Raw genomic sequence first — 24942 nt, 5'->3', positions numbered from 1 at the left:
AGTGGAAACATGGTTGGTCAAAACAAATGGATGAAGCGGACAACGATACTATTGTTTTTGCTTCCCAGCCTGATCGGGCTACTGCTGTTCCAGCTCATCCCGATGCTCACCTCGGGCGTGATCAGCTTTACCGACTGGAATATGCTGTCATCGCCCAAGTTCGTAGGCTTGGACAATTTCGTAAAGGTGTTCACGGATGAGAAATCATATACCTCACTGCTCAATGTTTTAAAATTCATCGTCGGCTATATCCCGCTTGTACTCGTGCTGGGCACCTTGCTTGCGGTGCTCTTGAACCGGAAAATGCGCGGCGTGAAATTTTACCGGGCGATGGTATTCATACCGGTCATTACGTCCTGGGTCGCCGTCTCGATCGTATGGCGCTGGTTCCTCAACGGTCAGAGCGGACTCGTCAACTATTTCCTTTCCTTGTTCGGCATCGACGGGCCGATATGGCTCCAGGATTTCACCTGGGCGCTGCCCGCGGTTATCGCCGTTACAGTGTGGAAGGACCTCGGCTATGTAGCCATCATCCTGTTGGCCGGGCTTCAGGAAATCTCCGACGATTATTACGAAGCGGCACAGATTGACGGAGCGAGCTCCTTGACGCAATTATGGAAAATTACGATTCCGCTGCTGACGCCGGCATTGTTCTTTGTGCTCACGATGTCGATGATCAATTCGTTCCAGCTGTTCGATCAGGTCGTCATCATGACGGGAGGCGGTCCGGCCGGCAGCACGAGCACGATTGTCGAGCAGGTTTATAAAAACGCCTTCATGAACAACAAGATGGGCTTTGCATCGGCGCAATCCTGGGTGCTGTTCGCGATTATATTCATCGTGACGCTGGCACAGAACCAACTGCAAAAAAGGTGGGTCGTTTATGACAAATAAGGCAACGCTGTGGAAAAACGCCGCCAGCCATATCGTATTGACCATTACTTCCATTGCGCTTGTGTTTCCGTTCGTGTGGATGTTAAGCGGCGCATTCAAGGACAGCCTTGAAGTCGTGCAAATGCCGCCGAAGTGGATTCCTTCGCAATTTAACTTTGACAATTTTCTGGAAATCGAAAAATACTTTCCGATCTTTCATTCGCTGTGGAACAGCGTGGCGGTCGCCGTCATTTCAACCGGGTTGCAGCTCTTATTTTGCGCGATGTCGGCGTTCGTGTTCGCGAAGATCAACTTCAAGGGTAGAGAGGCGCTGTTCTTTCTGTTTTTGATTACGCTGATGATTCCGATGCAGGTTACGATGACGCCGCTGTTCATTATTTTTCAAAAGCTGCATCTCGTGAATACGATGGCCGGGCTCATCCTGCCGGGGATATTCAGCGCCTACGGCACTTTCCTGCTGCGCCAGCATATGATCGGGATTCCGAACGCGCTGATGGAAGCGGCTTTTATTGACGGGGCAGGCTATTTTCAAATTTTCCGCAAATTGATCCTGCCGCTGAGCAAGCCGGTGCTTGCGACCTTGCTGATTTTTTCCTTCATGAGCTCGTGGAATAACTTCCTGTGGCCGCTTATTATTACGAGCGATTCGAATTTGATGACTTTGCCGCTTGGACTAAGTAAGCTGCAAGGCCGCTGGGCGACGGAATGGAACATTCTGATGGCCGGCAACGTGGTCTCGTTTATCCCCATCTTCATCGTCTATCTCTTTGCGCAGAAGCATTTTATCAAAGGGATTACGATGAGTGGGATAAAATAAACAAACTGGTAAAAGGAGGAAAAGAATTCAAAGGGGATCCGGTTAGATAGTTTGAGTAAAGCGAAACACGGCATTAACATTCAAGAACGACATAAGGAGAGATGGTTATGGTGAAAAAAAGTTTGGCATGGCTTCTGCTGCTCAGCCTGATGCTGGTAACGGCGGCCTGCGGGTCAAACGGCGGCAGTAGCGCGAACAGCGCGAACGGTAGCGGTCAAGAGACGATCAAATTCATGCAGTACACCGCCAGCGGGGCCCAAGAGGAAACATTGGAAGGCATGATCGCAAAATTCGAAGAGGCCCATCCGGACATCAAAGTCGATCTGGAAATCGTCGATTTCCAAAACTACGTCACAAAGCTGAACACGACGATTGCCTCGGGCACCGCGCCGGACGTGTTCGAAGTCAGCTACGAGAACTTTATGACCTATGCGTCGCAAGGCGTACTGATGGATCTTACCGACCTTATCGCAAAGGATACGGATTTTAAACCTGAGCAATACAAAGAGCTGGCTTATGACGCATTCAAATTCGACGGCAAGCAGATGGGCATGGTGGAAAGCTTCTCGGACGTCGTGCTGGTCTACAATAAAGACCTGTTCGATGCAAAACAGTTGGCTTATCCCGACGACTCCTGGACCTGGAAAGAAGAACTGGAGGCCGCGCAAAAGTTGACCGATGCGGATAAAGGCATTTGGGGTACCTATGCGCCGATCCAATTTTATGAATTCTACAAGACGATCGCGCAAAACGGAGGAGGCATTTTCGATGCGGACGGCAAACCGGTGGTCAACAGTCCGGCCAATGCGGAAGCGCTGCAATGGATGATCGACAAAGCGTCCAAATACCAAGTGTCCCCGCCGTTGAACGATGATACGTTCACGCAGCCTGACGCCGACATCAATGCGTTCAAGAACGGCCAAATCGCCATGTTCCGTACGGGGATATGGAACTTGTCCCGGTTCGCTGATGCAAGCTTTAGCTGGGATATCGCCCTGGAACCGGGGAATACGCAAAAAGCGCATCAATTTTTCGCCGACGGGCTTGCGGTGTCCAAAGACAGCAAGCATGCCGAAGCGGCTTGGAAGTTCCTGAAGTTCATGTCCGGAGATCCTTTTGTCGTGGAGCAGCGGATTGCGAAAGACTGGAGCGTACCGGCGATTGCGGACGATAGCATGCTTGAAGCTTACTTCGCGCAAACTCCGCCGGAATCGAAGCGGAAGGTCATTGAAGCGCTGGATTCGCTCGTGCTGCCTCCGGTAGGTCCGAAGCCGGAGAAATGGAACGAAATTTCGACCACAATAGGGGAAGAGCTGGATAAAGCAAGACTCGGCGCATCCGATGTCCAAACCGCACTCGACGCAGCCCAGAAAAAACTGGAAGACATCTTGAAATAAACGATGCGACTGTAAGGTCCTGATTACCCAGCTCCAAGCGGTAAGGGGTCGTTTGTGGGAACGATCCCTTACTTTTCTTTCAATTACTATCATACTTCAAACTTTAACGCCATGGCAAAGATAACCATGGGGAACTTATAGAAATCAGTACGATGGGGTGAACGAGTAATGAAAACATATCTGCCTACCGGAAACGAAATGGTTGCGATCCCGCTGCTCACCGAACAGGGAGCGGCGATCGAGTCGATTAATTTTTTGCATATGGGCTACAAAGGAATCGTGGAAATCGCAGGCGATCCGGCGTCCGAAGCGGCGCTGTTTGAGCCTTTTATCGATATAAAAGGAAAGGAGCACAAGCCGGAACGGGTGGCATGGCGGCGGATCGGCGACTGGGTTCCGTCCTTTACGGCCAGATTCACTGGCGTTCCCGGACTTGCGCTTGAAGGAACAGTGCTGGCTCCGCTTGAAGAACGGGGCTTCGTGTACCGGCTCAAGGCGGTCAACGCAGGGCGGGAGGCTCTGGATATTACGCTCGGGTTGCGAGGAAACTGGACGGAAACGAAGCATACGATCAATGAGACCAAACCGGTTATCGGACAAAAATTCGTCTATGAAAGCGGCTGGAACCACTCGCATGTGTTCGATTTCCGCAGCACGGTGTCCGTATTTTCATTTGCTCCGATTTTTGAAGGCGCTATGGATGTGGAGCAGGTGGAAGAAGAAGGGGACAGCATTCTCTACCGCTTCGGCAAAAAGCTGTCCCTCGCACCGGGCGAAGCCGCGGCGGTCGACTTCTATTGGGGACTCGGATTCGAAGAGGTTGGCTCGACGACGGCGGCCAAAGAGATGCTGCGTAAGGGCTATGACCGTCTCCTTTCGAGTACGGTATCCTGGCTAGACGAACGGCGGCAGCACAGCGGACGGGAGGAGCTGGACCGTTTGTTCAACACGAATCTGTTCTTTAACTTCTTCTATGCTTCCGGCATGACGATGGATACGGAGCAGTTTGTGCTCGTGACTTCCCGGAGCCCGCGGTATTACGTCAGCGCCGCTTATTGGGACCGCGACAGCCTGCTCTGGAGCTTCCCGTCGATCCTGATCGCAGACGCCGGGCACGCCCGCCGAATGCTCGAATATGTCTTCGACATCCAGATGAGAAACGTCGGCGTGCACAGCCGTTACATCGACGGCACGGTGCTCGAGCCGGGCTTCGAGCTGGATGAACTGTGCGCGCCGATCATTGCGCTATATAACTATGTTAAACGTACGGGAGAAGCGGACATCGTAAATGAACCGCTCTTCGCCAAAGGCATCAAGCGGATTTTGGATATTCTGGCGACCAAAAAGCATCAGGATATCGCGCTGTATGAAACCTTCCTGCAGCCGACCGACGATATGATCGTGCACCCGTATCTAACTTACAACAATGTGCTGGTCGTCACCATTTTGCGTTACCTGGCGGAATTAATGCCGGACCGCGCCAGTCTGACGGATAAACTGCTCGGCATGGCGGAAGAAACCAGGAAGGCCATTTATGAACACTGCGTCAAAGATGTGGACGGCAAAACGATGTTTGTCTGGTCGGTGGACTTGGAAGGCGGCTGGAATGTATACGACGAGCCGCCGGGCAGCTTGACCCTGCTGCCTTTCTACGGCTTTTGCGACTGGGAAGACCCGGTGTATAAGGCAACCGTGGAGCATATCCGCAGACCGGAGTATCTATATTCGTTTGCTGGAGCTACGATTGCGGATATCGGCTGCGAGCATGCGCCGCATCCGTGGATTCTCAGCATTGCGAACAGCCTGCTGTCGGGCCGCAAGGAGCATTTCCTGCAAATGCTTCCGCACCTCAAAATGGACAACGGTATCGCTTGCGAGAGCGTGAACGAGCAAACGGGCGAGTGCGAGACGGGCGAAGCGTTCGCCACCTGCGCCGGATTCCTCGCTTACGCTATGTACGTATCTTTCTATGACAAGGAGGCCGCATCATGACGAAAACATCGTACCTTATTCGTGACGAAGCGTTTCGCAGTTACGCCGGACTGAAAAAGAACAATACCGGGGAGGCGGTAGCTTTTATCCGGGAAACGGAGCAAGTCTTGCGCCAATCCCTCTGGTTAAAAGCCTCCGATTCGGAGCTTAACACGCATAGGCTGGAAGGTACGGACGTGCTGGATGCGGCTTACTGGCTGTGGATACTTGGCGAATACAGCAATGCTACCGGCGATTTGTCGCTGATCACGGCCTTGCGGAACACGGCGGCCCGAGCGCTGGAAGCCGTGTCTCGCCATTGGAGCGATTCGCTGCCGCACTGGCTCGGAATTCCGGGACAGGATTCCGCGATTTATTTGAGTAATCTGGCGATTCTATACGGGGCGGTGCTGTCGGTGCAGCCTTCCTGGTCGGAAGACGCTGAGGCGGAAGGTCCTTCCGCCGCCGATCTCCAGCGCCTGCTCAAAGATATCCGCGAGCTGCTGTTCGCCAATATGATCAAGGAAGGCAAGATTGTGAGCCGCCTTGGCAGTCGTGATATTTACGGCGATATCGTTCTTGCCGCGGTTCCGTTCGGCTTGCTCGGCATCGAGGACCGCATTCTGATCGAGGCCTTGTTTGTAGCCGAACGCGAGCTGATCGGCCGCGGCGTCCGATTTTCGGAAGACGACCTAAGCTTCGGCGGATGTGAGCGTCCGGCGCTGAGCGGGCTGCTCGCGTGGTACTACAGCGAGAAAGGCGACACCGCCAAGGCGAAGCTGCTGCTGGCGCAAGTCGCCGAACTTCGCGCAGGGTCGGCCGAAGGATCTTTGCCGGAAGTGGACCCGGTGACGTCCAAGGAGCCGATCTACCGCGAAGAGGAGCTCCGCAAGCGGGGCGGCCAGGTTCCGGTAAGCTTGCTTGCCGATGCCGTTTGCGCCATTGCGGACGAGGCCTTGAATAAGGCGCTGCAGGGCGACGCGAACGCCGAAGGCGGCGGGACCGTCTCCATGCTGCATGAGCCGACCGGGACGGACGATCCTTATATTTACGCGCCGCATGAACGGTCTCCCCGTTATCCCGAGGCGGGCGAATTGGTGTTCGTCCGGATGGCGACGCTGCCGCTGCACCCCGAGTCGCAGACGGTAATGGTGGAATACCGCGTGAACGGCGGAGAAATTGAACGGCTGCCGATGAAGCTGGTGACCGCCGGAGAAGGGGAAAAAGTATGGGAAGCCGCGCTTGGCCGCTTCGCTTTCGGGCAGGCGGCGGACTACCGTTTCGTTGTGGAGGAAGGCGGCGAGACGGCGGTGTCCGAATCCTATTCCTTTACGGTCCGGTCGTGGACGGGATTGTGCGAACCGGTCGGCGTCCGTGAAACACCGGAGGGTGTTGCACTGCAATTTGCGGCGCTGCCGGGTTCGGGCCTGCAGCCGGTCTTGCGCTTTGGCAAAGGCAGAGGACAAAGTGCCGGCGCCGGCGTGGAATTCACGCTGGATTGGCGGAAAGCGGCAGACTTTGAGGCTATGCCGCTTGAGAAGGAGGCAACGCATTGGAGTTTAACGGTCGACGGCTATGTACTGGATATTGGCCGGGAGAACGGCAAGCTCGGATGGCGCTTGCTGGATGCGCAGGGCGGCCTGGTGCTGGAGACGGCGCAAGGCACCGGAAATCCGCCGGCGGAGGTGATGACCGACGGCGCGGGCGGCATTTACGGAGCTAGGCTGAATTTACGGCTTCAGGACGGAGAACACGCTTACGGGATGGGCGAACGCTACGCCCGCATGGAGTACCGCGGATTTAGCGTGGATAACCACGTATACAATGAATATCGCAGCCAGGGACTCAAAACGTATATGCCCGTACCGTTTTATATCAGTTCGCAAGGCTACGGCTGCTATCTCGATACGCTGATGTATTCCCGTTTTCATTTCGGATCGCAGGAATCCGACGTGCTGACGGTGGAAGCCGAGCTGAATCCGGCATCGCCCGCATTGACGGTGCATTGGTTTACCGGCGCTCCGCTTGCGGTGATCTCGTCGTTCAGCGAGGTAACGGGCAAACCGGTCCTGCCGCCGAAATGGGCGTTCGGTCCGTGGATGTCCAGCAATAACTGGGACAGCCAAGCCGAGACGATGAAGCAGGTGGAACTGACGAGCCGCTACGAAATTCCTTCGACGGTGATCGTACTGGAGCAATGGAGCGATGAGGCGACCTTCTACATTTTCAACGATGCGCAGTACAAAGCGGTCGACGGGGGCGAAATGCTGACTTACGAAGATTTTACGTTCCCGGAATGGGGCCGGTGGCCGAATCCGCGACAAATGGTGGAGGAGCTTCATGGACAGGGCCTGAAAGTGCTGCTGTGGCAAATTCCGATTCAAAAATATATGTACGGCATTACGCACGAGCAAAAGGACCGGGACGAAAAATTTATGCTCGAACAGCATTATCACGTCCACCGGACGGACGGCAGTCCGTACCGCATTCCGTACAACTGGTTCAAGGACTGCCTGGTGATCGATTTTACGAACGAAGTGGGGCGGGATTGGTGGTTCCAAAAACGGCAGTACCTGCTCGACGAGGTCGGAATCGACGGGTTTAAGACCGACGGCGGCGAATGTATTCTCGGCCGCGATCTGGCCTTTGCGGACGGAACGGGCGCAGCGGAAATGCATAACCGCTATCCGCTCGACTATATCGGAAGCTATTACCGGTTTGTGCAGGAGCGGACGAACGGCAACGGCATTACGTTCAGCCGGTCCGGCTATACCGGCGCCCAGCAATATCCGCTGCATTGGGCCGGGGACGAGCGCTCGACCTATGACGCGTTCCGATCTTCCATCATTGCCGGGCTGACCAGCGGCATGTCCGGCATTCCGTTCTGGGGCTGGGATCTCGGCGGATTCCACGGGGATATTCCGACCGCGGAGCTGTTCGTCCGCTCGGCGCAAATGGCGGCGTTCTGCCCGGTCATGCAATACCATGCGGAGACGAAGGGCGAATTCAACCAGGACCGGACGCCGTGGAATATCGCGGAACGCACGGGCCGCCCGGAGGTTATCGGGCTGTATAAGAAATACGCGGATATCCGCATGAATATTCTTCCGTACGTCTATGCCGAGGCGGTGCATTCCAGCCTCACGGGCGAGCCGATGATGCGGGCGATGGCCGTGGAGTTTCCGCGGGAGCGCGCCTGCGCCGGTCTTACGGCACAGTATATGTTCGGCGCGAGCCTGCTCGTCGCGCCGGTGACGGAAGAAGGCGCCTACGACAAACGGGTGTATTTCCCGGAAGGGAGCTGGATCTCCTTGTTCGACGACCGGCTGGTGGAAGGCGGACGAAGCGTCGTCCTCCCTGCGGATCTGGATGAAATCCCCGTGTTTATCCGCGAGGACGGGATCATTCCGCTCAACCTGAACGGGAAGCTTGAACTTGGCTCCCATGTCGGCAATGCGGTCGATCGTTATGAGCAGCTTGCCTTCATGATATTCCCGGTAGATAAATTGGATTATACCTTTACAGACGACCTTGGGAACCGGGTGGTTCTAAAAGGGGCGGTCGATAGCAACAGCTTGCGGATAAACGTAAGCTCAAATGTTTCCGGTCCGGTTAGCTTGATCCTGCGCAGCGTAGGCGAAGCGAATTCGGTTCAAGCCGACGGTGCGGAGGTGTCCATTGAAGCGTGGCCTGAACATTTGCCTGCGAAGCCGGGCTGCCGCCGGCGGGGCACGGATTTGATCCTAACCGTCAGCCAAGGCGAACACCGTTTTGACATCAAGATGAAAGCTGGGGGAAACGATGCTAACTAGTGAAATGATTCGCCCGGACGGCGAACTGATGCAGCGATCGGACAGAAAGGTCGAGCCGTTCGGCCCGTTTCTAGGTGCTCATGCCGAGTCGGGAAGATGCGTCATCGAAGGGCGGAACGGCTCCTTGCTGATTCAGTGGATCTATGAAGATATCATTCGCATTACGGGGGCGGCGGCGAAAGAAGCCTTAAGCGGGCCGCTTCCCGCTTATGCCGCGATGTTGTCGGACAATGGCGATATCCCGATCCTCGTCCAAGAAAGCGATGAAACGATTTTCTTAAGCGGCGGCGGAAACCGGACCGTCGAGATCGACAAACTCGATCTGTCCTTCCGCGTAACGGATGCCGCCGGGAAGCCGATGGGGAACCGCCATGTCTACTACGGCGGTGAAGCGCATCTGCAGTGCCGCGGCGAGATGACCGGCGCGGCGCAAATTTACGGCCTGGGCGAAACAACGGGCTTCCTCAACAAGCGCGGCGAGCGCTATACGATGTGGAATTCCGATGTGTATTCGCCGCATGTAGCCGATATGGAGTCGCTGTATCAATCCATTCCGGTACTGGTCCATCATGACCGTGGCCAAGCTTATGCCCTGTTTATTGACAATCCGGGAAAAATACAATTCGACATGCGAAAAGACCAGGACCATTACTTGATCGATCTGGAAACCGGACTGCTCGACGCTTACTTTGTGGCTGGACCGACCCTGAAGGACGTCGTCAGGAATTACACCCTGCTGACGGGCCGGATGGATATGCCGCCGCTCTGGGCCATCGGCTATCAGCAGTCCCGCTACAGCTACATGAACCAGGAGGAAGTGCTGGAGCTAGCCCGGACGTTCCGGGCCAAAGGGATTCCTTGCGACGCGATCTACCTGGATATTCATTACATGGAGGAATTCAAGGTATTTACGTTCGACCGGCAGCAGTTTCCCGACCCGAAACGCATGATCGCCGAGCTGAAGGAGATGGGCATCCGGATCGTGCCGATCGTCGATCCCGGCGTGAAAATCGACGAACGCTTTCCTGTTTATGTGGACGGGGCGGAAAAAGGGCTTTTTTGCGTCAAAGCGGACGGAAGTCATTTTCATGGCGAAGTCTGGCCAGGCATGAGCGTGTTCCCGGACTTTTCCGACCCGGAAGCGGCAAAGTGGTGGGGCGATCTGCACCGGGATTATGCGGAGATGGGCATTGCAGGGATCTGGAATGACATGAACGAGCCGAGCGTGTTTGCCTGCGAGACGCACACGATGGATCTCGACGTCGTGCACCGCAACGACGGGCGGCCGATCACCCATGAAGCCTGGCATAATATGTACGGGCTCGGCATGTCGAAGGCGACGTACGAAGGGATGCAGCGGCTCTTAAACGGCGAGCGGCCGTTCGTTCTGACCCGTGCCGGATACGCGGGAATCCAGCGGTTTGCCGCCGTCTGGACCGGTGACAACCGCAGCTTCTGGGAGCATATGGCGATGTTCATGCCGATGAGCATGAATTTGGGCTTCTCGGGCATCGCTTTCTGCGGCTCCGATATCGGCGGGTTCGAGCACTCCGCCTCTGGGGAGCTGCTCGCCCGCTGGACGCAGATGGGGGCGTTCTCCCCGCTGTGCCGGAACCACAGCGCCCATAAAACGCTGTATCAGGAACCATGGCGGTTCGGTGCCGAAGTGGAGGACATCTGCCGCGAGTATATCTCGCTGAGATACCGGCTGCTTCCGTATCTTTACGCCTATTTCCGGGAGGCGACGCTGACGGGCTTGCCGATCCTGCGCAGTCTGGCGCTGGAATATCCGGACGACCCGGAAACGTATCTGCTCTCCGACCAGTTCCTGTTCGGGCGGGATTTGCTGATCGCGCCAATTTACAGACCGGGAACCGCGCATCGGGTCGTCTATCTTCCGCAAGGCGTGTGGTACGATTATTGGACCGGCGAGCGGCATGAAGGAGGCCGGCATATCATGGTTCACGCGCCGCTCGATACGCTGCCGATCTTCGTGCGCGGCGGAGCCGTCATTCCGGAGACGGGTCGGGCACAGCATACGACCGATGCCGGATGGAGCGATCTTACTTTGAACTATTACTCCCTGGGGCAAAGTCTAAGGGAATCTGTCAAGAACGAGTTTCAATTATACGAAGATGACGGGGTAAGCGAGAACTACAAGCAGGGAAGCTACAATGAGCTGCGCTGCTTCGCGGAAGAGTCGGAGGATTCTCTCCATTTCGGCTTTGAGGAGCTCTACCGTGGATATGAGCGTTCGAGAGAACATGTACGGGTCGTGATCAAGCATCTGGGCACCGAACCGAAGGAGGTCAGCGGCTTAAAACAAGCGGCTTCCGCGGCGGAACTGGAGGGAATGGACGGATGGTTTTACGATAGCGGACGCCAAGAGTTAATTCTCAAAATATCTCAGGACAAAGCGTGGGAATGCGCAATCATAAAGTAAAAAACGGAGAAGAACCGGGCTCAAAAGTTTACCAGAGCCCGGTTCTTCTGTTGTATAATAAAGGAACGTTTGATCCCATTAAGGGAGGGAGTTTCTTGCAGATCAATGATCATTGTCATCATCCCATTACCGATGCCGCCGGGCTTAGGGAAGCGATTGCCGGGCAGCCCGACATGATGGCCGACCTTAAGGCCGTTGCCGGGCTTGGGCTGCCCCAAGGCTGTATCGCGGCCGGATATTTCCGTAATTTTGTCTGGGACGCGCTGCACGGATATTCCGGCAGAACGCCGCTTCATGATGTCGATGTGCTTTACTATGACCCGGAATGCCGGGAAGAAGAAGCCGAGAAAGAATATGATGCCCGGCTAAGAGTGCTTAATCCGAAGCGGGCTTGGTCGGTCAAGAACCAGGCGCGTATGCATCTTAAGAATGGGGATTCGCCATACGGCTCGGTCGAGGAGGCGATGCTGCATTGGCCGGAAACGGCTACAGCCGTCGGCGCCCGGCTGGATGCGGCAGGAAATATCGAGATCATCGCCCCGTTCGGGCTGAGCGACTTGTTGGAATTGCGCGTCCGGCAAAGCCCGTATTTTCACGAACGGAGTATTTTTGAGGGCAGAATCCGGGAGAAGGAATGGCTGAGGATTTGGCCCCGGCTCACGGTCGTGCCGCCGCAGAAAGATGCATGCTCTTAAATCGTATGTATGCTAGAATTTGAGTGTTGAATTTTGAGCCTGAGAAATTTGCGGGCAGGAAACGGGAGGCTCTATGACTTTTATCCGCAGTTTGCTGCAATTTGCATGGCTGCAGGCTTTGTCCTGCATTTTTCCGGTCATTATTTTCGGCGCGCTGGCATTGACCAAGGTAGTTGCCGTTCCCGGTTTACACCGCTATGATCTGATTCTGTTAATCTGTTTATTGGCGCAAATCGGCATGGTCGTAATCAAGCTGGAAACGATGGATGAACTGAAGGTCATCTGCGTATTTCATCTCATCGGTCTTGCTTTGGAGCTGTTCAAAGTACATATGGGCTCCTGGTCGTATCCCGAGGCCGGATGGAGCAAAATTTTCGGAGTTCCGCTCTACAGCGGATTCATGTATGCCAGTGTAGCCAGCTATATTTGCCAGGCCTGGCGCAGGCTGAACCTGCAAATGACGGGCTGGCCGAAAGCCGTGTTTGTCGTTCCGTTATGCGCGGCGATCTATTTTAACTTTTTCACGCATCATTTTATCGGCGATTACCGCTGGATTCTGACGGGGCTGCTCGTGATCGTGTTTATCCGGACCCGGGTTTATTTCACGCTGCTCGGCAAGACGTACTGGATGCCGCTGACCTTGGCTTTTTTGCTGATCGGTTTCTTTATCTGGGTGGCGGAAAATATATCGACCTTTCTCGGAGCTTGGAGCTATCCGGACCAGGAGAAGGTGTGGCGGCTCGTGCATATCGGCAAAATCAGCTCCTGGTTTCTGCTCGTCGTCATCAGCATCATCATTGTCGCCCAGTTAAAGCATGTCAAAGCCGGGCTTAAAGGAGGTCCGCCGCAAACGAATTTTCATCATTCGTAATCCGATACAAGGGAGAGACATTCATGAATAAATCCAAAGGGTATTTCTATTACTTGCTGTGGATTCTCGGCGCGCTGGTGCTGGTCTATTACGGCAACCGGTTTGTGGGCGCGATGGAGCAAAATCCGGAAAAAGTGCTCAAAATCAGCTACGGAATGCTGGGGAATTTACTCTACGGGCTGGTGCTCGGCGCCTACGTCAGTTTGCTCGGCGGGCTGCCGAACCGCAGGAAGTTTCAACGGCCTCTATTCTTTTTTGTATTTTTGCCTAGTTTGATTTTAATGCTGTACCCGGTGTTGAACCTGTATCTAAACATGCCTTATTACTCTTTATATAAAAATATAGCGGCTCAGGAGGGTCACTTCTTTTTTACGCTGCTGTGCGGCTTAAGCTTGATGAAGAGCCTGTTCGGCAGCCGTTAAGGCGACGTTCCTCACGCTTCAGCGATCCTAAATTGGGAAAAGGGGTGCTTTGAATGGGAAAAGTGCTTGTCCTCGGCGGAACGAGATATTTCGGCAAAAGATTGGTGAATTTGCTGCTTCGGGAAGGCGCCCATGACGTAACCGTGGCGACGCGCGGGTTGACGGAAGCTGAATTTGACGGGCCGGTCAACCGGCTGACCGTGGACCGCTCGGACGAGACTTCGCTTGCGAAGGCGGCGGAAGCCGGGCCTTGGGATATCGTGTACGATAACATCTGTTACTCGCCGAATGAGGCGCTGGCCGCGGTGCGAGCGTTTCAAGGACGGGTGGGGCGCTACGTAATGACCTCGACGCTGTCGGTATACGGCTTCGGGAAGTCGCCCGCCGTGGAAAATGATGTGAATCCCTATGAGTATGCATGGGGAGCGGGGGAACGAACCGATATGGATTACGGGGAAGGCAAAAGACAGGCGGAGGCCGTCTTTTTTCAGCAGGCGGGATTTCCGGTGGCGGCGATGCGGATTCCGATCGTGCTGGGGCCTGACGATTATACACGGAGGCTGCATTTTCATGTCGAACGAATCATGAATGGAACTCCGATCGGCTTGCCGAATCTGGCGGCCGAGATGTCGTTCATCTCGTCGGCGGAAACGGCGGATTTCCTGCACTGGCTGGGAACCGGCACCGATCTGGCCGGACCGGTCAATGCCAGTTCCGACGGAGCGCTGACGATCTCGGAGCTGCTTGGGCTAATCGAGGGGATAACGGGCAAACGGGCGATTGTCTTGCCGGAAGAAGAGGCCGGACCGGAGAACGAATCGCCCTTCGGCGTACCGTCTTCGTGGGTGTTGGACATTTCCAAAGCTAAGGCGGCGGGGTACCGTTTCGGTAAGGTAATGGATTGGATGCCCGATTTAGTTGGGCAAATTGTCGAAGGAAAAGCTTGAATGCGGAAGTTCCCTCCGGGAACCTCGACTAAATTAGGGAGGTAGCAGAGAGATGACGTTTCATGACCGGGTTGTCATTGTAACCGGAGCGGGCCAAGGGATCGGCCGGGGCGTGGCGATGGCTTACGCCAAAGAAGGGGCCGCCGTGGTTGTGGCGGAACTGAATGAGCAGACCGGCGCCCGTACGGCGGAAGAGATTGTGAGCGGCGGCGGAAAGGCGCGGTTTATCCGCTGCGAAGTCCGTTCGGAAGCCGATATTGTTCGGCTGATCGCCGAGACGGAGCGCGAATTCGGCCGGATCGACGCGCTAGTCAACAACGCCGGAGTTTCGCGTTTCAAATCGGTTTATGAGCTCACGGCGGAAGAATGGGACGATGTGCTCGATACGAACGTGCGCAGTGTATTCCTGACTTCGCGCGAAGCGGCGAAGGTGATGAAGCGCCAGCCGGAGGGCGGCGCCATCGTCAATATCTCTTCGACGCGCTCCATCATGTCTGAGCCGAATTCGGAGGCCTATGCGGCCTCCAAAGGAGCGATCGTATCGATCAGCCACGCGCTCGCGGTTTCGCTCGGCGGGGACGGCATCCGCGTCAATTGCGTCAGCCCGGGCTGGATCGAGACGGGCGATTACGACGCGCTGAAGGAGATCGACCACCGCCAGCATCCCGCCGGCCGGGTCGGAAGACCGGAGGATATCGCCCGGGCCTGCCTGTATTTAACGCATCCGGACAATACGTTTGTCACCGGCGCGCATCTCGTCGTGGACGGCGGCATGACGCGGAAGATGATCTACGAGGAATAGGCGGCGGCTGACCGCGAAGTCAGCCGGTGACCAGACTCAGGAGCATTCCGCCCGCGCCTCCCGACAGTACCGTGGTCCAAGGCGGCAGCTTCCACCAGGCCAGCATGGCGAACAGCAGCAGGGCGAGCATGAAATCGCCGGCGCTGAGAACTGAACTTGTCCAGATCGGATCGTACAATGCGGCGAGGAGGATACCTACGACAGCGGCATTAACACCGTGCAGGGCACTTTGGATTTTGGCGTTCCGGCATAACCAGATCCAGAAGGGCAGCACGCCGATGATCAGCAGGAAGGCGGGCAGGAAAATGGCCAGCGTGGCGATGATCGCGCCCGGGAGGCCGTTCATGACCGCCCCCAAGTAAGAGGCAAACGTAAACAAGGGGCCAGGCATGGCCTGCACAAATCCATACCCGGCAAGGAAGTCGGACTGGCCGACCAGACCGGAAGGAACGACCTCGCTTTGCAACAAGGGCAGGACGACATGTCCGCCACCGAATACAAGCGAGCCCGCCCGGAAGAAGCTGTCGAAGAGCCTAAGCGCTGTTCCGCCCGCCCCGGACGACTGTGCGGCGAATAGCGGCAGCAGTAAGAGCAGGGCGAAGAACAGCGCCAGGCTGAGGAGGGCGGCTTTGCGGCGCAGCGGCGGCTGGGGAGCGGGCGCGACCTGCGGCACGGCAATATCCGCGTCGTGGCGGCGGTACAGCCACAGCCCGGCTAGCGCAGCCGCGGCGATGGCGGTCACCTGGCCGGAGGCGCCCGGCAGCAGCAGCGTGAGCCCGGCCGCGAACACGGCGATGGCGGCGCGGCTCGGGCCCGCCGCCAGCTTGCGGCCCATACTCCACACGGCCTGGGCGACGACCGCCACGGCGGTGAGCTTCAGCCCGTGCAGCCAGCCGGCGTCGCTGACGTCCAGGCCGTTTAGCGCCAACGCGAACAGCACCATGACTGCGGCCGACGGCAGAGTGAAGCCGAGCCAGGCGGCGGCCGCTCCGGCCAGCCCGCCGCGCCGGAGGCCGATGCCGATGCCGACCTGGCTGCTGGCCGGGCCGGGCAGGAACTGGCAAAGCGCTACCAATTCGGCATAGTCTTTTTCATCTAGCCATTTGCGTTTTTTTACATATTCTTCATGAAAATAACCCAGATGGGCGATCGGCCCGCCGAACGAAGTGAGTCCCAGCTTGGCGGACACGGTCCATATTTCGTACAGGCGCCGGAGGGCTGAAGAACCGGACAAAGAATTTCTCTCTGCTTCCGGTTGTGGAGGGGCGTCGATTTCACGACGATGATCTATGGTCATTGAATTGAAGAGCCTCCTTTTAAAAGCTATCTGATAGTCTAGCATCCGATTGTAAACGGAGCGCAAAAGATCACGTAAATGATTTAAATTTTAATAATTTATAAGGAGCCGCATTATGAGACCGATTTGATCCAATAATCTTGCAATCTCTTCTATTCCGGCTTGAACCGGAATTGCCAACTTGAAAAACTGAATGAAGGAGAATAGCAAGCGATGTTTAAACGGTCTTTTTATGTTTTATGGGGCTCGCAGACGCTGTCCAACACCGCCGATGTACTCTACCTGGTCGCGCTGACCACGTTTGTGCTGGATCGGACGGGGTCCGTCGTATTCGCCACGCTGGTGCCGTTTTTGCGGGTGAGTGCGCAATTGGTCAGCGGTCTGATCGCCCCCCTGATGATTGCCAAGTACAGATTGCCGTTCCTGCTGACGTTGTCGCAATTCGGGCAGTTCGTGTTATTTGCCTTGCTGGCGGTTTATTTGTCGCCGCTGATCGGCGGTGTACAATTGCTGCCGGTCTACGCGATCATCATGTGTATTTCGTTTCTCGACGGCTGGACGACGCCCGCCCGCAATGCGCTGGTGCCGCGGCTGGTGGCCGATCAAGCGCTAATGAAGGCCAACGGCATGGTCGCGACCACCGACCAGATTGTCCAGTTTGCCGGATGGGCGGTCAGCGGAGTGCTGGTGGCGGCGTTCGGGCCTTTCCCGGTGCTGGTGGCAGTTGCCGCAGCCTACGGTTTGACGATGGCGCTTACGACGATGATCGAGGACCCGACCGAGCCGAAGCGCCGCAGCCCGTGGGATGTGCGAACGGGTACGGACAATGGTCTGGCCGGCGGGGGAGCACCTGATCAACCTTTTGGAGAGCAAGGTACTAACCGGCCGCCGTCCCGCTGGGATACGCTTAAGGAAGGCTGGATCGCGTTGTGGCAATCGCCGCGGCTGCGGTCGCTGACCTTGATGGATATGACCGATATGCTTGGCGGGTCCGTGTGGGCGGGCGCGTTTTTGCTGGTGTTCGTCAAAGAAATTTTGCTTAAGGGTGAACAATGGTGGGGGTACATCAATGCCAGTTATTTTGCCGGAGCCGTGCTTGGCGGGTTATTGGTCGTCGCCCTCGTGGAGCGGCTGGAGCGGAGACTCTTTACGGCGATGCTGCTCGGGATGCTGGGTTATGCTGTTTTGACTGTCTGGTTTGCACTGAATGATCATGCGCCGCTGACCCTGTTCATCGTTCTGCTGACAGGGCCGTTTACGGAGCTGGCCGCCGTCTCCAGACGCACCTTGATCCAGCGCAGTGTGGACAAGGAGCTGCTGCCCAAAGTGTTCTCCGCCCAAAATACTTTGCTGAATACCGTTTCCGGGCTGTCGCTGCTGTTAATGAGCGGGATCGCCGAGTGGTTCGGCATCATCAACATGTATCTGTTTGCCGCGGCGATCAGCGTCCTTGCGGCAGGGGTCGGCTGGTTGAACCGCAAATCGTTCAAGGCGAAGTCTACAGCGAACCTATAGAGCGCATTTCCCCGGTTACGGAAAGGCCGAAGCCGGGGAAGCTTTTTTATTTGACGGAAGAGGAGATCGGAGAAGAAGTTGGAGTACATCGCAGTCATCATTTTTCTACTAACCTTGGTATTTGTCATTTGGCAGCCCAAAGGGCTCGGAATCGGCTGGTCCGCGATGGGCGGGGCGATTTTGGCCCTGGCGTCGGGCGTCGTAAGCTTTGCCGATGTGGGAGATGTCACGGGCATCGTATGGAACGCTACCCTGGCCTTTGTCGCGATCATCATTATTTCGATTTTGCTCGATGAAATCGGCTTTTTCGAGTGGTCCGCGCTGAATATGGCCGTACTCGCCCGGGGAAGCGGCAAACGCATGTTCATTTACGTCATTCTGCTCGGGGCGGCTGTCTCCGCCTTGTTCGCCAACGACGGAGCGGCTTTGATCTTGACGCCGATCGTCCTGGCGATGGTACGAGCCTTGAATTTCGATGACCGGAAGGTGCTGCCGTTTATTATGGCAAGCGGCTTTATCGCGGATACGACATCGCTGCCGCTGGTGGTCAGCAATCTGGTTAATATCGTGTCCGCCGATTATTTCGGCATCGGATTCCTGGAATATGCACTCCACATGTTCGTTCCGAATCTGGTCTCGCTCGGCGCGAGTCTGCTGGTGTTGTACTTGTTTTTCCGCAGGCAAATTCCGGCCGATTACGATGCGAGCCAATTGAAAAAACCGCAGGAGGCCATCCGCGACCCGCGCATGTTCCGGCTGTCGTGGATCATTCTCGGCCTTCTTCTTATCGCCTACCTGTCCGCCGAATTTATCGGCATCCCGGTGTCGCTGGCCGCCGGGGCCGTGGCGCTGTTCTTTATCGCCGCCACCCGGCGCAGTCCCGCGGTGGAAACGCGCCGCGTGATCAAGGAGGCGCCGTGGTCGATCGTCGTATTTTCGATCGGGATGTATGTCGTTGTATACGGACTGCGCAATGTCGGCTTGACCGACCATCTGGGCGCCGCGATCGAATGGCTGACCGGGCACGGAGCTTATGCCGCCACGGTCGGCATGGGCTTTATCGCCGCCGTTTTGTCATCGGTGATGAACAACTTGCCGACGGTCATGATCGACGCGCTGGCGATTCACAGCACGAACACCGAAGGCCTGGTGCGGGAAGCGCTGATCTACGCCAATGTAATTGGCTCCGATCTCGGGCCGAAGATCACGCCGATCGGTTCGCTGGCGACGTTGCTATGGCTGCATGTCTTGTCCCGCAAGGGAATAAAAATCACGTGGGGCCGTTATTTTAAAATGGGAATTATGCTCACCGTGCCGACGTTATTTATTACGTTGACAGGGTTATATGTGTGGCTTGTGGTAATTTCATAAACGGGATGCGCATGAAGCTGGTTCCTCTAATCGCCGTAAGCTTGTCCGGTTATCCTTGGGATAGCCGGATTTTTCTTTTTCCGGATACCGCCGAGTTTACACCCGCTTGCCCTTATGCCACAATGGAACCAGAAAACCGAGGAGGAAATTATATGAAAATCGGAATTATCGGGCTTGGAGATATCGCGCAAAAAGCGTATTTGCCGGTTATTACGGCGCGGGAGGATATTGAGCTGGTGTTTTGCACGCGCAACCGGGAGACGCTGGGACGCCTGGCGGCGAAGTACCGGGTGGCGGAAGCCGTGCCGACGGTGGATGAATTAATCGCCGCAGGGGTGGAAGCAGCTTTCGTTCACTCGGCGACCGAATCGCATGTGAGCATTGCGGAACAGTTGATGCGCAGCGGGGTTCATGTTTATGTAGATAAACCGATCTCCTATCATTATGAAGAGTCCGTGAGACTGGCCGAATTGGCCCAGGAGCTTGGCGTGATCCTCATGGTCGGCTTTAACCGCCGGTTCGCTCCGATGGTTGCGGACTTGAAACAAGTAACCAGTCCCCGCGTCATTTCGCTGCAAAAAAACCGCCTTTTCTCGCCGGATTTTGCCCGCCGGTTTGTGTATGACGATTTCATCCACGTGGTCGATACGATCCGTTTTCTGGCTCCTGCCGAAATATCAGAGACGCCGCGCATTTCCGCGTTTGTCCGGGAGGGCAAATTGTACCATGCCCAGCTGCAGCTGGAGGGCGACGGCTTTATCGCCACCGGGCTGATGAACCGGGATTCGGGCGCCAATGACGAGATCCTTGAGGTGATGAGCCCGGGGAATAAATGGGTCGTAGACGGCCTGAACACGACCGCTCATTTTTCAAGCGGAGACGAGAACGTACATAAATTTAAAGACTGGGACCCGGTGCTGTATCGGCGGGGATTCGTACAGATTATCGAGCATTTTCTGAGCTGTGTCCGGGATAATAAACAGCCGTCCGTGTCCTTAAGCGATGCGCTGGAGAGCCACCGGATCTGCGAGCTTGTCGTCAAGCGAGCGGAAGAGGTCGGCGCTTATCCTTGGGATAAGCGATAATGCCCCTCGGTTTACAGCAACCTTATGCTTCCGGCAACGTATATTAAGCGTAGTCTTTTTAAGCGGTTTCCTCATGAAAGGATTTGCGATGAAACGAACTCCTTATATTTATATTGTCGTGCTTGTTCTAATAGCAGGAAGCTGGGGAGGGAATCTGTGGGTTTATTTCCGTTCCCAATTGCGGGAGCCCGTATTTTTCAACCATTATATTGAAGTGGAAAATTCGCCGGGATACTCCTTCGATCTGCTGTATTTGGAGAACAAGTCGGCCAAAATCAAACTTCGCTCGATCGATATACCCGAGCTTCCGAATGTCCAAGTGACCCCGATTCAGGTGCAAAACAGCTACACACATCAGAACCAGGGGACGATGCGGGTCCAGATTATGGACTACGATCTCTTGCAACCGGTTTTTCCGCCGGAAGGGCCGCTGTTGATTCACCGGGTGAATGCGGTTTTTGAAGATAATTCGGTGCGGGAAATGAATATCGGCGAAATCCGCGTCTATAACGACGATTTGACCGGAGATGCGCCGACCGAGGGCAGTTCCGGCGGGTCTTCGTCCCTGGGAACGGGCTATCAAACCATCCGTTTTTCCAGAGCGGCCCAATTGACCGGCATAACATCGGCTTATTTGCCGCGTTTGGGCGATCGCTTAGCGGTTACTTTGGATGCGGCCAGCATTCGGAACCTCACTCAAATTGAAATTCCCTTTGAAAGCGCCTATAACATCAGCGGCGTCCAGTTATCGGAGGTTCCGCTTCCGTTGAAATTCGCGCCGGGGGACAGCGCCACATTGGGCTATGGGCTTGATCTATCGTCCGGTAAAGTCAGCGCCCTGGAGAAAACCGATGTATATTGGCTTTTGCTGCGGATGGAGCTCACGGAAGCGAATGGAAAGAAAACGGTCGTTCCGGTCACACTGCCATTTTCTCCTTACTTATCCGATCGGGATATATCTGAATTCGTACGGACCAAGGGGGTGGATTCTTGAAAACTCTGTTTTACCGCATCGGGTACGGCATGGTTTTTGTGATGTTCAATATACGGGTGGTTGTCGATCTGCTTCCGAATACGATCGGTTATCTGATGATTCTGTCGGCGCTTTCCTCTTTGCGGCAAAAGGAGCGGAGCTTCGGCATCGGCATGTGGGCGGCCGGCGTTCTAGCCGTCATTGCCATACCGCATTTTTTTCGCGAAGATGCATTGAATTTGGACAACCCGGCCTCGTCTTTGAACCTCGGTCTGATTCTGGATCAGTTGGAAATGCTCCTGCAATGGGTACTCATGTACAGTATTTGCGCAGGGAGCGCAAAATTGGTGTCTTATCGCGGCAATCAGCCGCTCGTATCCTCAATCCGATTTCGCTGGTGGTTCTTTTTTGGCAGTTCTTCAATTGTAATGATCGCTTATCCGTTTATTCTGAATACCGATGCGATTGCATTTATACTGTTCGGTACAGTTGCTGCGTGGATTGCCTTATTCATGATCATGTTGATACTCCGGCAGGTTGGCCGGGAATTGGAAGCGCCTTTTGAACGCTTTATATAAATCGCTTGCCGATGAAGGGGAGGGTTACGGATTGTTCGAAAATTTGAATGAACGCATGGCCGAATTGAAAGAAAAAGGTCGCTTGCAAGAAAAGTGGGAGAAACGCCTTGCACAGTTGAAGCAGGAGGTACGTTCACTGGAGCAAGCGCGGGAGGATGCCCGCAAGCGGCTGGCGTCGGAAGAAAAGGATGTCGAGCGGCTTACCGGCATGTCCTTGTCAAATCTGCTTCATTCTGTTCTGGGCAATAAAACGGAGAGATTGGATGAAGAACAGCGCGAAGTCGTCACCGCCCGGCTGAAATATGAAGAGGCCGACCGGGCGGTGGCGGATGCGGGGCGGCAAATCGAACAGCTTGAGCGTCAGCTTCGGGAAGTAAAACGGTGGAAGATCGATTATGACGTGATCTTTCAGGAAAAAGAAAAGCAAATCCTTCAGGAGAACATCGAACTGAAGGAACTGGCCGAGCGCCAGGCGGCTCTCACGGTGGAGGTCAAGGAATTGGCCGAAGCGGCCTTGGCCGGAGAGGCGGTTCGGAGCGATTTATCCCGTGCCGAAGAGAGTCTGCGCTCCGCCCACAGTTGGGGCACCTACGATATGCTCGGCGGCGGCATGCTGTCGACGCATATTAAGCATAGCCGGTTGGATGAGGCGATGGAACATATTTATGCCGCTCAATCCAGTCTGCGCAGGTTCGAACAAGAACTCCAGGACGTGAATGCCGGCCTGTTCTCCGCAGGACTGGAAGTAGGAGGGCTGCTGAAATTCTCGGATTATTTCTTCGACGGCCTGATCGCCGATTGGCTGGTGCAGGGCCGGATCAAGGAGGCGCAAAGCCAGGTCGAAGCCAAGCAAAGCGAGGTCGTCCGCTTGCTGTCCGAATTGCAGTCGGCCAATCGGCGGACGGAGAGCGAGCTGGAAACGGTCCGCAGGAAATATGTGCAAATCGTGGAAACGTACAATTAATTCCAAACTAGTAAAAAAGTCTGCTGCGTACGCTTTAAGCGTTTTGCTGCAGACTTTTGGTTTTTTGCCGCGCCCGTAAACGAATAACTGGGAAATATGCAGCTATTTTTGACTGTAGAAGGTCTGCGGCAAAAATAACGGGAAATCCTCCAGTTAATTTTGCCAGCTTCCTGTAGGTCGAAGGAAAATCGCTTAAATAGCTGGAGGTTCTCCGGTTAATCTGTGCTAATCCTTTGAAACGGCGAAATTAACTGCATATAATCCAGATAATTAGATTGGAGACGGCTAACCCGGACATTTACTATTAGTCCTTGGCGTCCATTTTGTAATCCTTCAGCGCTTCCAGCGCCGATTTGGTTCTGATTTTGGCTTGCGGCCGCGCCTGCGACGGGGGAGCCGGAGGCTCGGGCAGCCGTTTGAATAATTCCTGTAAGTAATAGCGGTTTTCCTCAATGGAATCCAATATCACGGCCAGCGCCAAAAATAGAATCCCCGGCAAGAAGCCCCCGACGAGCTGCAGGAACGCCGCACTCCAAAGGCCGCCGTAAACCGCCATAATGATTGCGGCGAGCAAACTTCCGCCAAAGAATACATAACTGATTCCCTTCAGCAATTTGGACAAGTGAAACCCTCGCTTTCCTTTTCTATTAAACTATTATTACCCCTGTTTGCGCCGCGGCAGAACAAGCAGCAAATAGCACAGCAGCGCGCCGATATCGCCGCATACGATGACGAGCGCCATCGGCAGCGACGTCTGCCCGCCGCCAAGACCGACGAGCGGCGCTACGAGCGCGCCCAGAATGAACGGCAGCAGGCCGAGCAGGGCGGAGGCGCTGCCCGCGGCATCCTGCTGGTTTTGCATGGCGAGCGTAAAGCTGGACGTATTGACGATCCCCACGCTGGAGACGACAAAAAACAGCGGGATCAGGATCGCGGCGATTCCTCCGTCCAGCAGGACGCCGACGAGCAAAGCGAGCGAAGCAATCGCGGCGAGAGCGATGCCGAACCGGAGCAGGAAGCTCTCGTTAATCCGCCCGGCAAGGCGTCCCGTTATTTGGCTTGCCATAATGATACCCAGCCCGTTCAAGGCAAAGATCAGGCTGAACGTCTGCTCCGACACGTAAAAAATATTTTGGAACACAAACGAGGAACCGGATATGTATCCGAACATCGCCGCGGAAATCAGGCCCTGGCACAGGCAGTAACCGATGAACAGGCGGTCGCGCAGCAGGCGGCCGAAGGTCGACAGGGTTCCCGTTAGGCCGCCGGTTTTCCGCCGGTCTTTGGGCAGCGTCTCCGGCTGTCCGAGCAGCACGGACAGCAGCATCAGCACCCCGATCAGTGTCAGGACGACAAAAACGCCGCGCCAGGAGACGAAGGTGAGCAGCAGCCCGCCGAAGATCGGGGCGAGAATCGGGGCCGCGCCGTTGATCAACATCAGCAGCGAAAAGAATTTAGTCAGCTCGGTGCCGGAGTACATATCCCGTACAATGGCACGGGAGAGCACGATACCGGCGGAGCCGGATAGGCCCTGAATGAAGCGGAGCACATTCAGGATGGCTGCGTTCGGTGCGAAGACGCAGAGCAGCGAACTGACGGCATACGCGGCCATCGAGATGATCAGCGGGGCGCGCCGCCCCCGCGTATCGCTGAGCGGGCCGACGACGAGCTGTCCGAGCGCCAGGCCGAGCAGGCAGGCCGTCAGGCTGAGCTGGACCATCGAGGCGCTCGTGTGCAGATCGCCCGCCATCTTGGGCAGGGCGGGCAAATACATATCCAGCGACAGCGGTCCGAAGGCGGATAAGCTGCCGAGAATCAGCGCGGCCTTTGTGCGGCCCGAGCGGGATTTTGGCGCGGCCGAGGCGCCGGATTGATGTGCGGTAAGACTCATCGCAAAAACAGGTCCTTTCTTATCTAAGCTAGGTCATCGTTAAAACTTGGTCTTGCGGGATGACATTGATTTTTTCATTATACAATAACGAACGGCGCAGGTAACCATGAATTCCGGCAAGAATTGACGCGTAAGTGCGAGGACATCTTAGCTAAAACGGGTATGTTATACATATGGAATCCATGGTTTATAGCTAT

20 protein-coding genes are annotated in these 24942 nt (G+C 55.6%); 17 read left to right on the top strand and 3 right to left on the bottom strand.

Going from position 1 to position 24942, the window contains the following annotated elements; translation table 11 throughout:
- Positions 1 to 9: 9 nt before the first annotated feature.
- The 11 genes from V3851_RS09325 to V3851_RS09275 all read left to right on the top strand — a co-directional run bounded on the left by V3851_RS09325 (position 10) and on the right by V3851_RS09275 (position 15071).
- Complete coding sequence (locus V3851_RS09325; RefSeq protein WP_331846252.1) at positions 10 to 894, top strand: carbohydrate ABC transporter permease; 885 nt, start codon at positions 10 to 12, stop codon at positions 892 to 894.
- On the top strand, positions 884 to 1711 hold the full coding sequence (locus V3851_RS09320; protein ID WP_331846251.1) for a carbohydrate ABC transporter permease: 828 nt from the start codon (positions 884 to 886) through the stop codon (positions 1709 to 1711). Before V3851_RS09325 ends, V3851_RS09320 begins: the two co-directional genes overlap by 11 nt.
- 107 nt (positions 1712 to 1818) lie before the next feature.
- Positions 1819 to 3108: an ABC transporter substrate-binding protein gene (locus tag V3851_RS09315; protein WP_331846250.1), complete on the top strand. Its 1290-nt coding sequence runs from the start codon at positions 1819 to 1821 to the stop codon at positions 3106 to 3108.
- A gap of 168 nt (positions 3109 to 3276) precedes the next feature.
- Complete coding sequence (locus V3851_RS09310) at positions 3277 to 5100, top strand: glycoside hydrolase family 125 protein (RefSeq protein ID WP_331846249.1); 1824 nt, start codon at positions 3277 to 3279, stop codon at positions 5098 to 5100.
- Entirely contained in the window at positions 5097 to 8891 is a 3795-nt protein-coding gene (locus tag V3851_RS09305) for a TIM-barrel domain-containing protein (RefSeq protein WP_331846248.1), read from the top strand. The genes V3851_RS09310 and V3851_RS09305 overlap by 4 nt, the downstream gene beginning before the upstream one ends.
- On the top strand, positions 8881 to 11334 hold the full coding sequence (locus V3851_RS09300; protein ID WP_331846247.1) for a glycoside hydrolase family 31 protein: 2454 nt from the start codon (positions 8881 to 8883) through the stop codon (positions 11332 to 11334). The genes V3851_RS09305 and V3851_RS09300 overlap by 11 nt, the downstream gene beginning before the upstream one ends.
- A 173-nt stretch (positions 11335 to 11507) precedes the next feature.
- Positions 11508 to 12029 (top strand): nucleotidyltransferase family protein, encoded by a 522-nt coding sequence (locus V3851_RS09295; protein ID WP_331846320.1) that lies wholly within the window; start codon positions 11508 to 11510, stop codon positions 12027 to 12029.
- Between the two features lie 73 nt (positions 12030 to 12102).
- Positions 12103 to 12900 (top strand): DUF817 domain-containing protein, encoded by a 798-nt coding sequence (locus tag V3851_RS09290; protein ID WP_331846246.1) that lies wholly within the window; start codon positions 12103 to 12105, stop codon positions 12898 to 12900.
- Between the two features lie 23 nt (positions 12901 to 12923).
- Positions 12924 to 13322 (top strand): hypothetical protein, encoded by a 399-nt coding sequence (locus V3851_RS09285; RefSeq protein ID WP_331846245.1) that lies wholly within the window; start codon positions 12924 to 12926, stop codon positions 13320 to 13322.
- Between the two features lie 53 nt (positions 13323 to 13375).
- Positions 13376 to 14269: an NAD-dependent epimerase/dehydratase family protein gene (locus tag V3851_RS09280; RefSeq protein ID WP_331846244.1), complete on the top strand. Its 894-nt coding sequence runs from the start codon at positions 13376 to 13378 to the stop codon at positions 14267 to 14269.
- A gap of 52 nt (positions 14270 to 14321) precedes the next feature.
- The gene (locus V3851_RS09275) at positions 14322 to 15071 is read left to right on the top strand and encodes an SDR family NAD(P)-dependent oxidoreductase (protein ID WP_331846243.1); all 750 of its coding nucleotides are present in this window, start codon (positions 14322 to 14324) and stop codon (positions 15069 to 15071) included.
- Between the two features lie 19 nt (positions 15072 to 15090).
- Here V3851_RS09275 and chrA read toward each other — a convergent pair whose 3' ends face one another.
- A complete protein-coding gene (gene chrA / locus V3851_RS09270) occupies positions 15091 to 16368 on the bottom strand; it encodes a chromate efflux transporter (RefSeq protein ID WP_331846242.1) in 1278 nt (425 codons plus the stop codon).
- Between the two features lie 213 nt (positions 16369 to 16581).
- Here chrA and V3851_RS09265 point away from each other — a divergent pair, with 213 nt between their 5' ends.
- From V3851_RS09265 to V3851_RS09240, 6 genes are all read left to right on the top strand, one after another.
- A complete protein-coding gene (locus V3851_RS09265) occupies positions 16582 to 17883 on the top strand; it encodes an MFS transporter (RefSeq protein WP_331846241.1) in 1302 nt (433 codons plus the stop codon).
- A 78-nt stretch (positions 17884 to 17961) separates the two neighbouring features.
- Positions 17962 to 19254, top strand: a complete 1293-nt coding sequence (locus tag V3851_RS09260) for an arsenic transporter (protein ID WP_331846240.1) — start codon at positions 17962 to 17964, stop codon at positions 19252 to 19254.
- A gap of 152 nt (positions 19255 to 19406) precedes the next feature.
- Positions 19407 to 20339, top strand: coding sequence for a Gfo/Idh/MocA family protein (locus tag V3851_RS09255; RefSeq protein ID WP_331846239.1), 933 nt, complete (start codon positions 19407 to 19409; stop codon positions 20337 to 20339).
- A gap of 73 nt (positions 20340 to 20412) precedes the next feature.
- Positions 20413 to 21333, top strand: coding sequence for a hypothetical protein (locus V3851_RS09250; protein WP_331846238.1), 921 nt, complete (start codon positions 20413 to 20415; stop codon positions 21331 to 21333).
- Complete coding sequence (locus V3851_RS09245; RefSeq protein ID WP_331846237.1) at positions 21330 to 21890, top strand: hypothetical protein; 561 nt, start codon at positions 21330 to 21332, stop codon at positions 21888 to 21890. Before V3851_RS09250 ends, V3851_RS09245 begins: the two co-directional genes overlap by 4 nt.
- 31 nt (positions 21891 to 21921) lie before the next feature.
- Positions 21922 to 22854, top strand: coding sequence for a hypothetical protein (locus tag V3851_RS09240; protein ID WP_331846236.1), 933 nt, complete (start codon positions 21922 to 21924; stop codon positions 22852 to 22854).
- A gap of 304 nt (positions 22855 to 23158) precedes the next feature.
- Here V3851_RS09240 and V3851_RS09235 read toward each other — a convergent pair whose 3' ends face one another.
- Together V3851_RS09235 and V3851_RS09230 are read right to left on the bottom strand one after the other, a co-directional pair.
- Positions 23159 to 23476: a hypothetical protein gene (locus V3851_RS09235; protein ID WP_331846235.1), complete on the bottom strand. Its 318-nt coding sequence runs from the start codon at positions 23474 to 23476 to the stop codon at positions 23159 to 23161.
- A gap of 36 nt (positions 23477 to 23512) precedes the next feature.
- Positions 23513 to 24745, bottom strand: coding sequence for a multidrug effflux MFS transporter (locus V3851_RS09230; RefSeq protein ID WP_331846234.1), 1233 nt, complete (start codon positions 24743 to 24745; stop codon positions 23513 to 23515).
- Between the last annotated feature and the right edge of the window lie 197 nt (positions 24746 to 24942).

This window comes from Paenibacillus haidiansis (genome assembly GCF_036553665.1).
Taxonomy (GTDB): domain Bacteria; phylum Bacillota; class Bacilli; order Paenibacillales; family Paenibacillaceae; genus Fontibacillus; species Fontibacillus haidiansis.
Note: the sequence above shows the minus strand (reverse complement) of the source record. Positions and strands in the feature narration are given on the sequence as shown.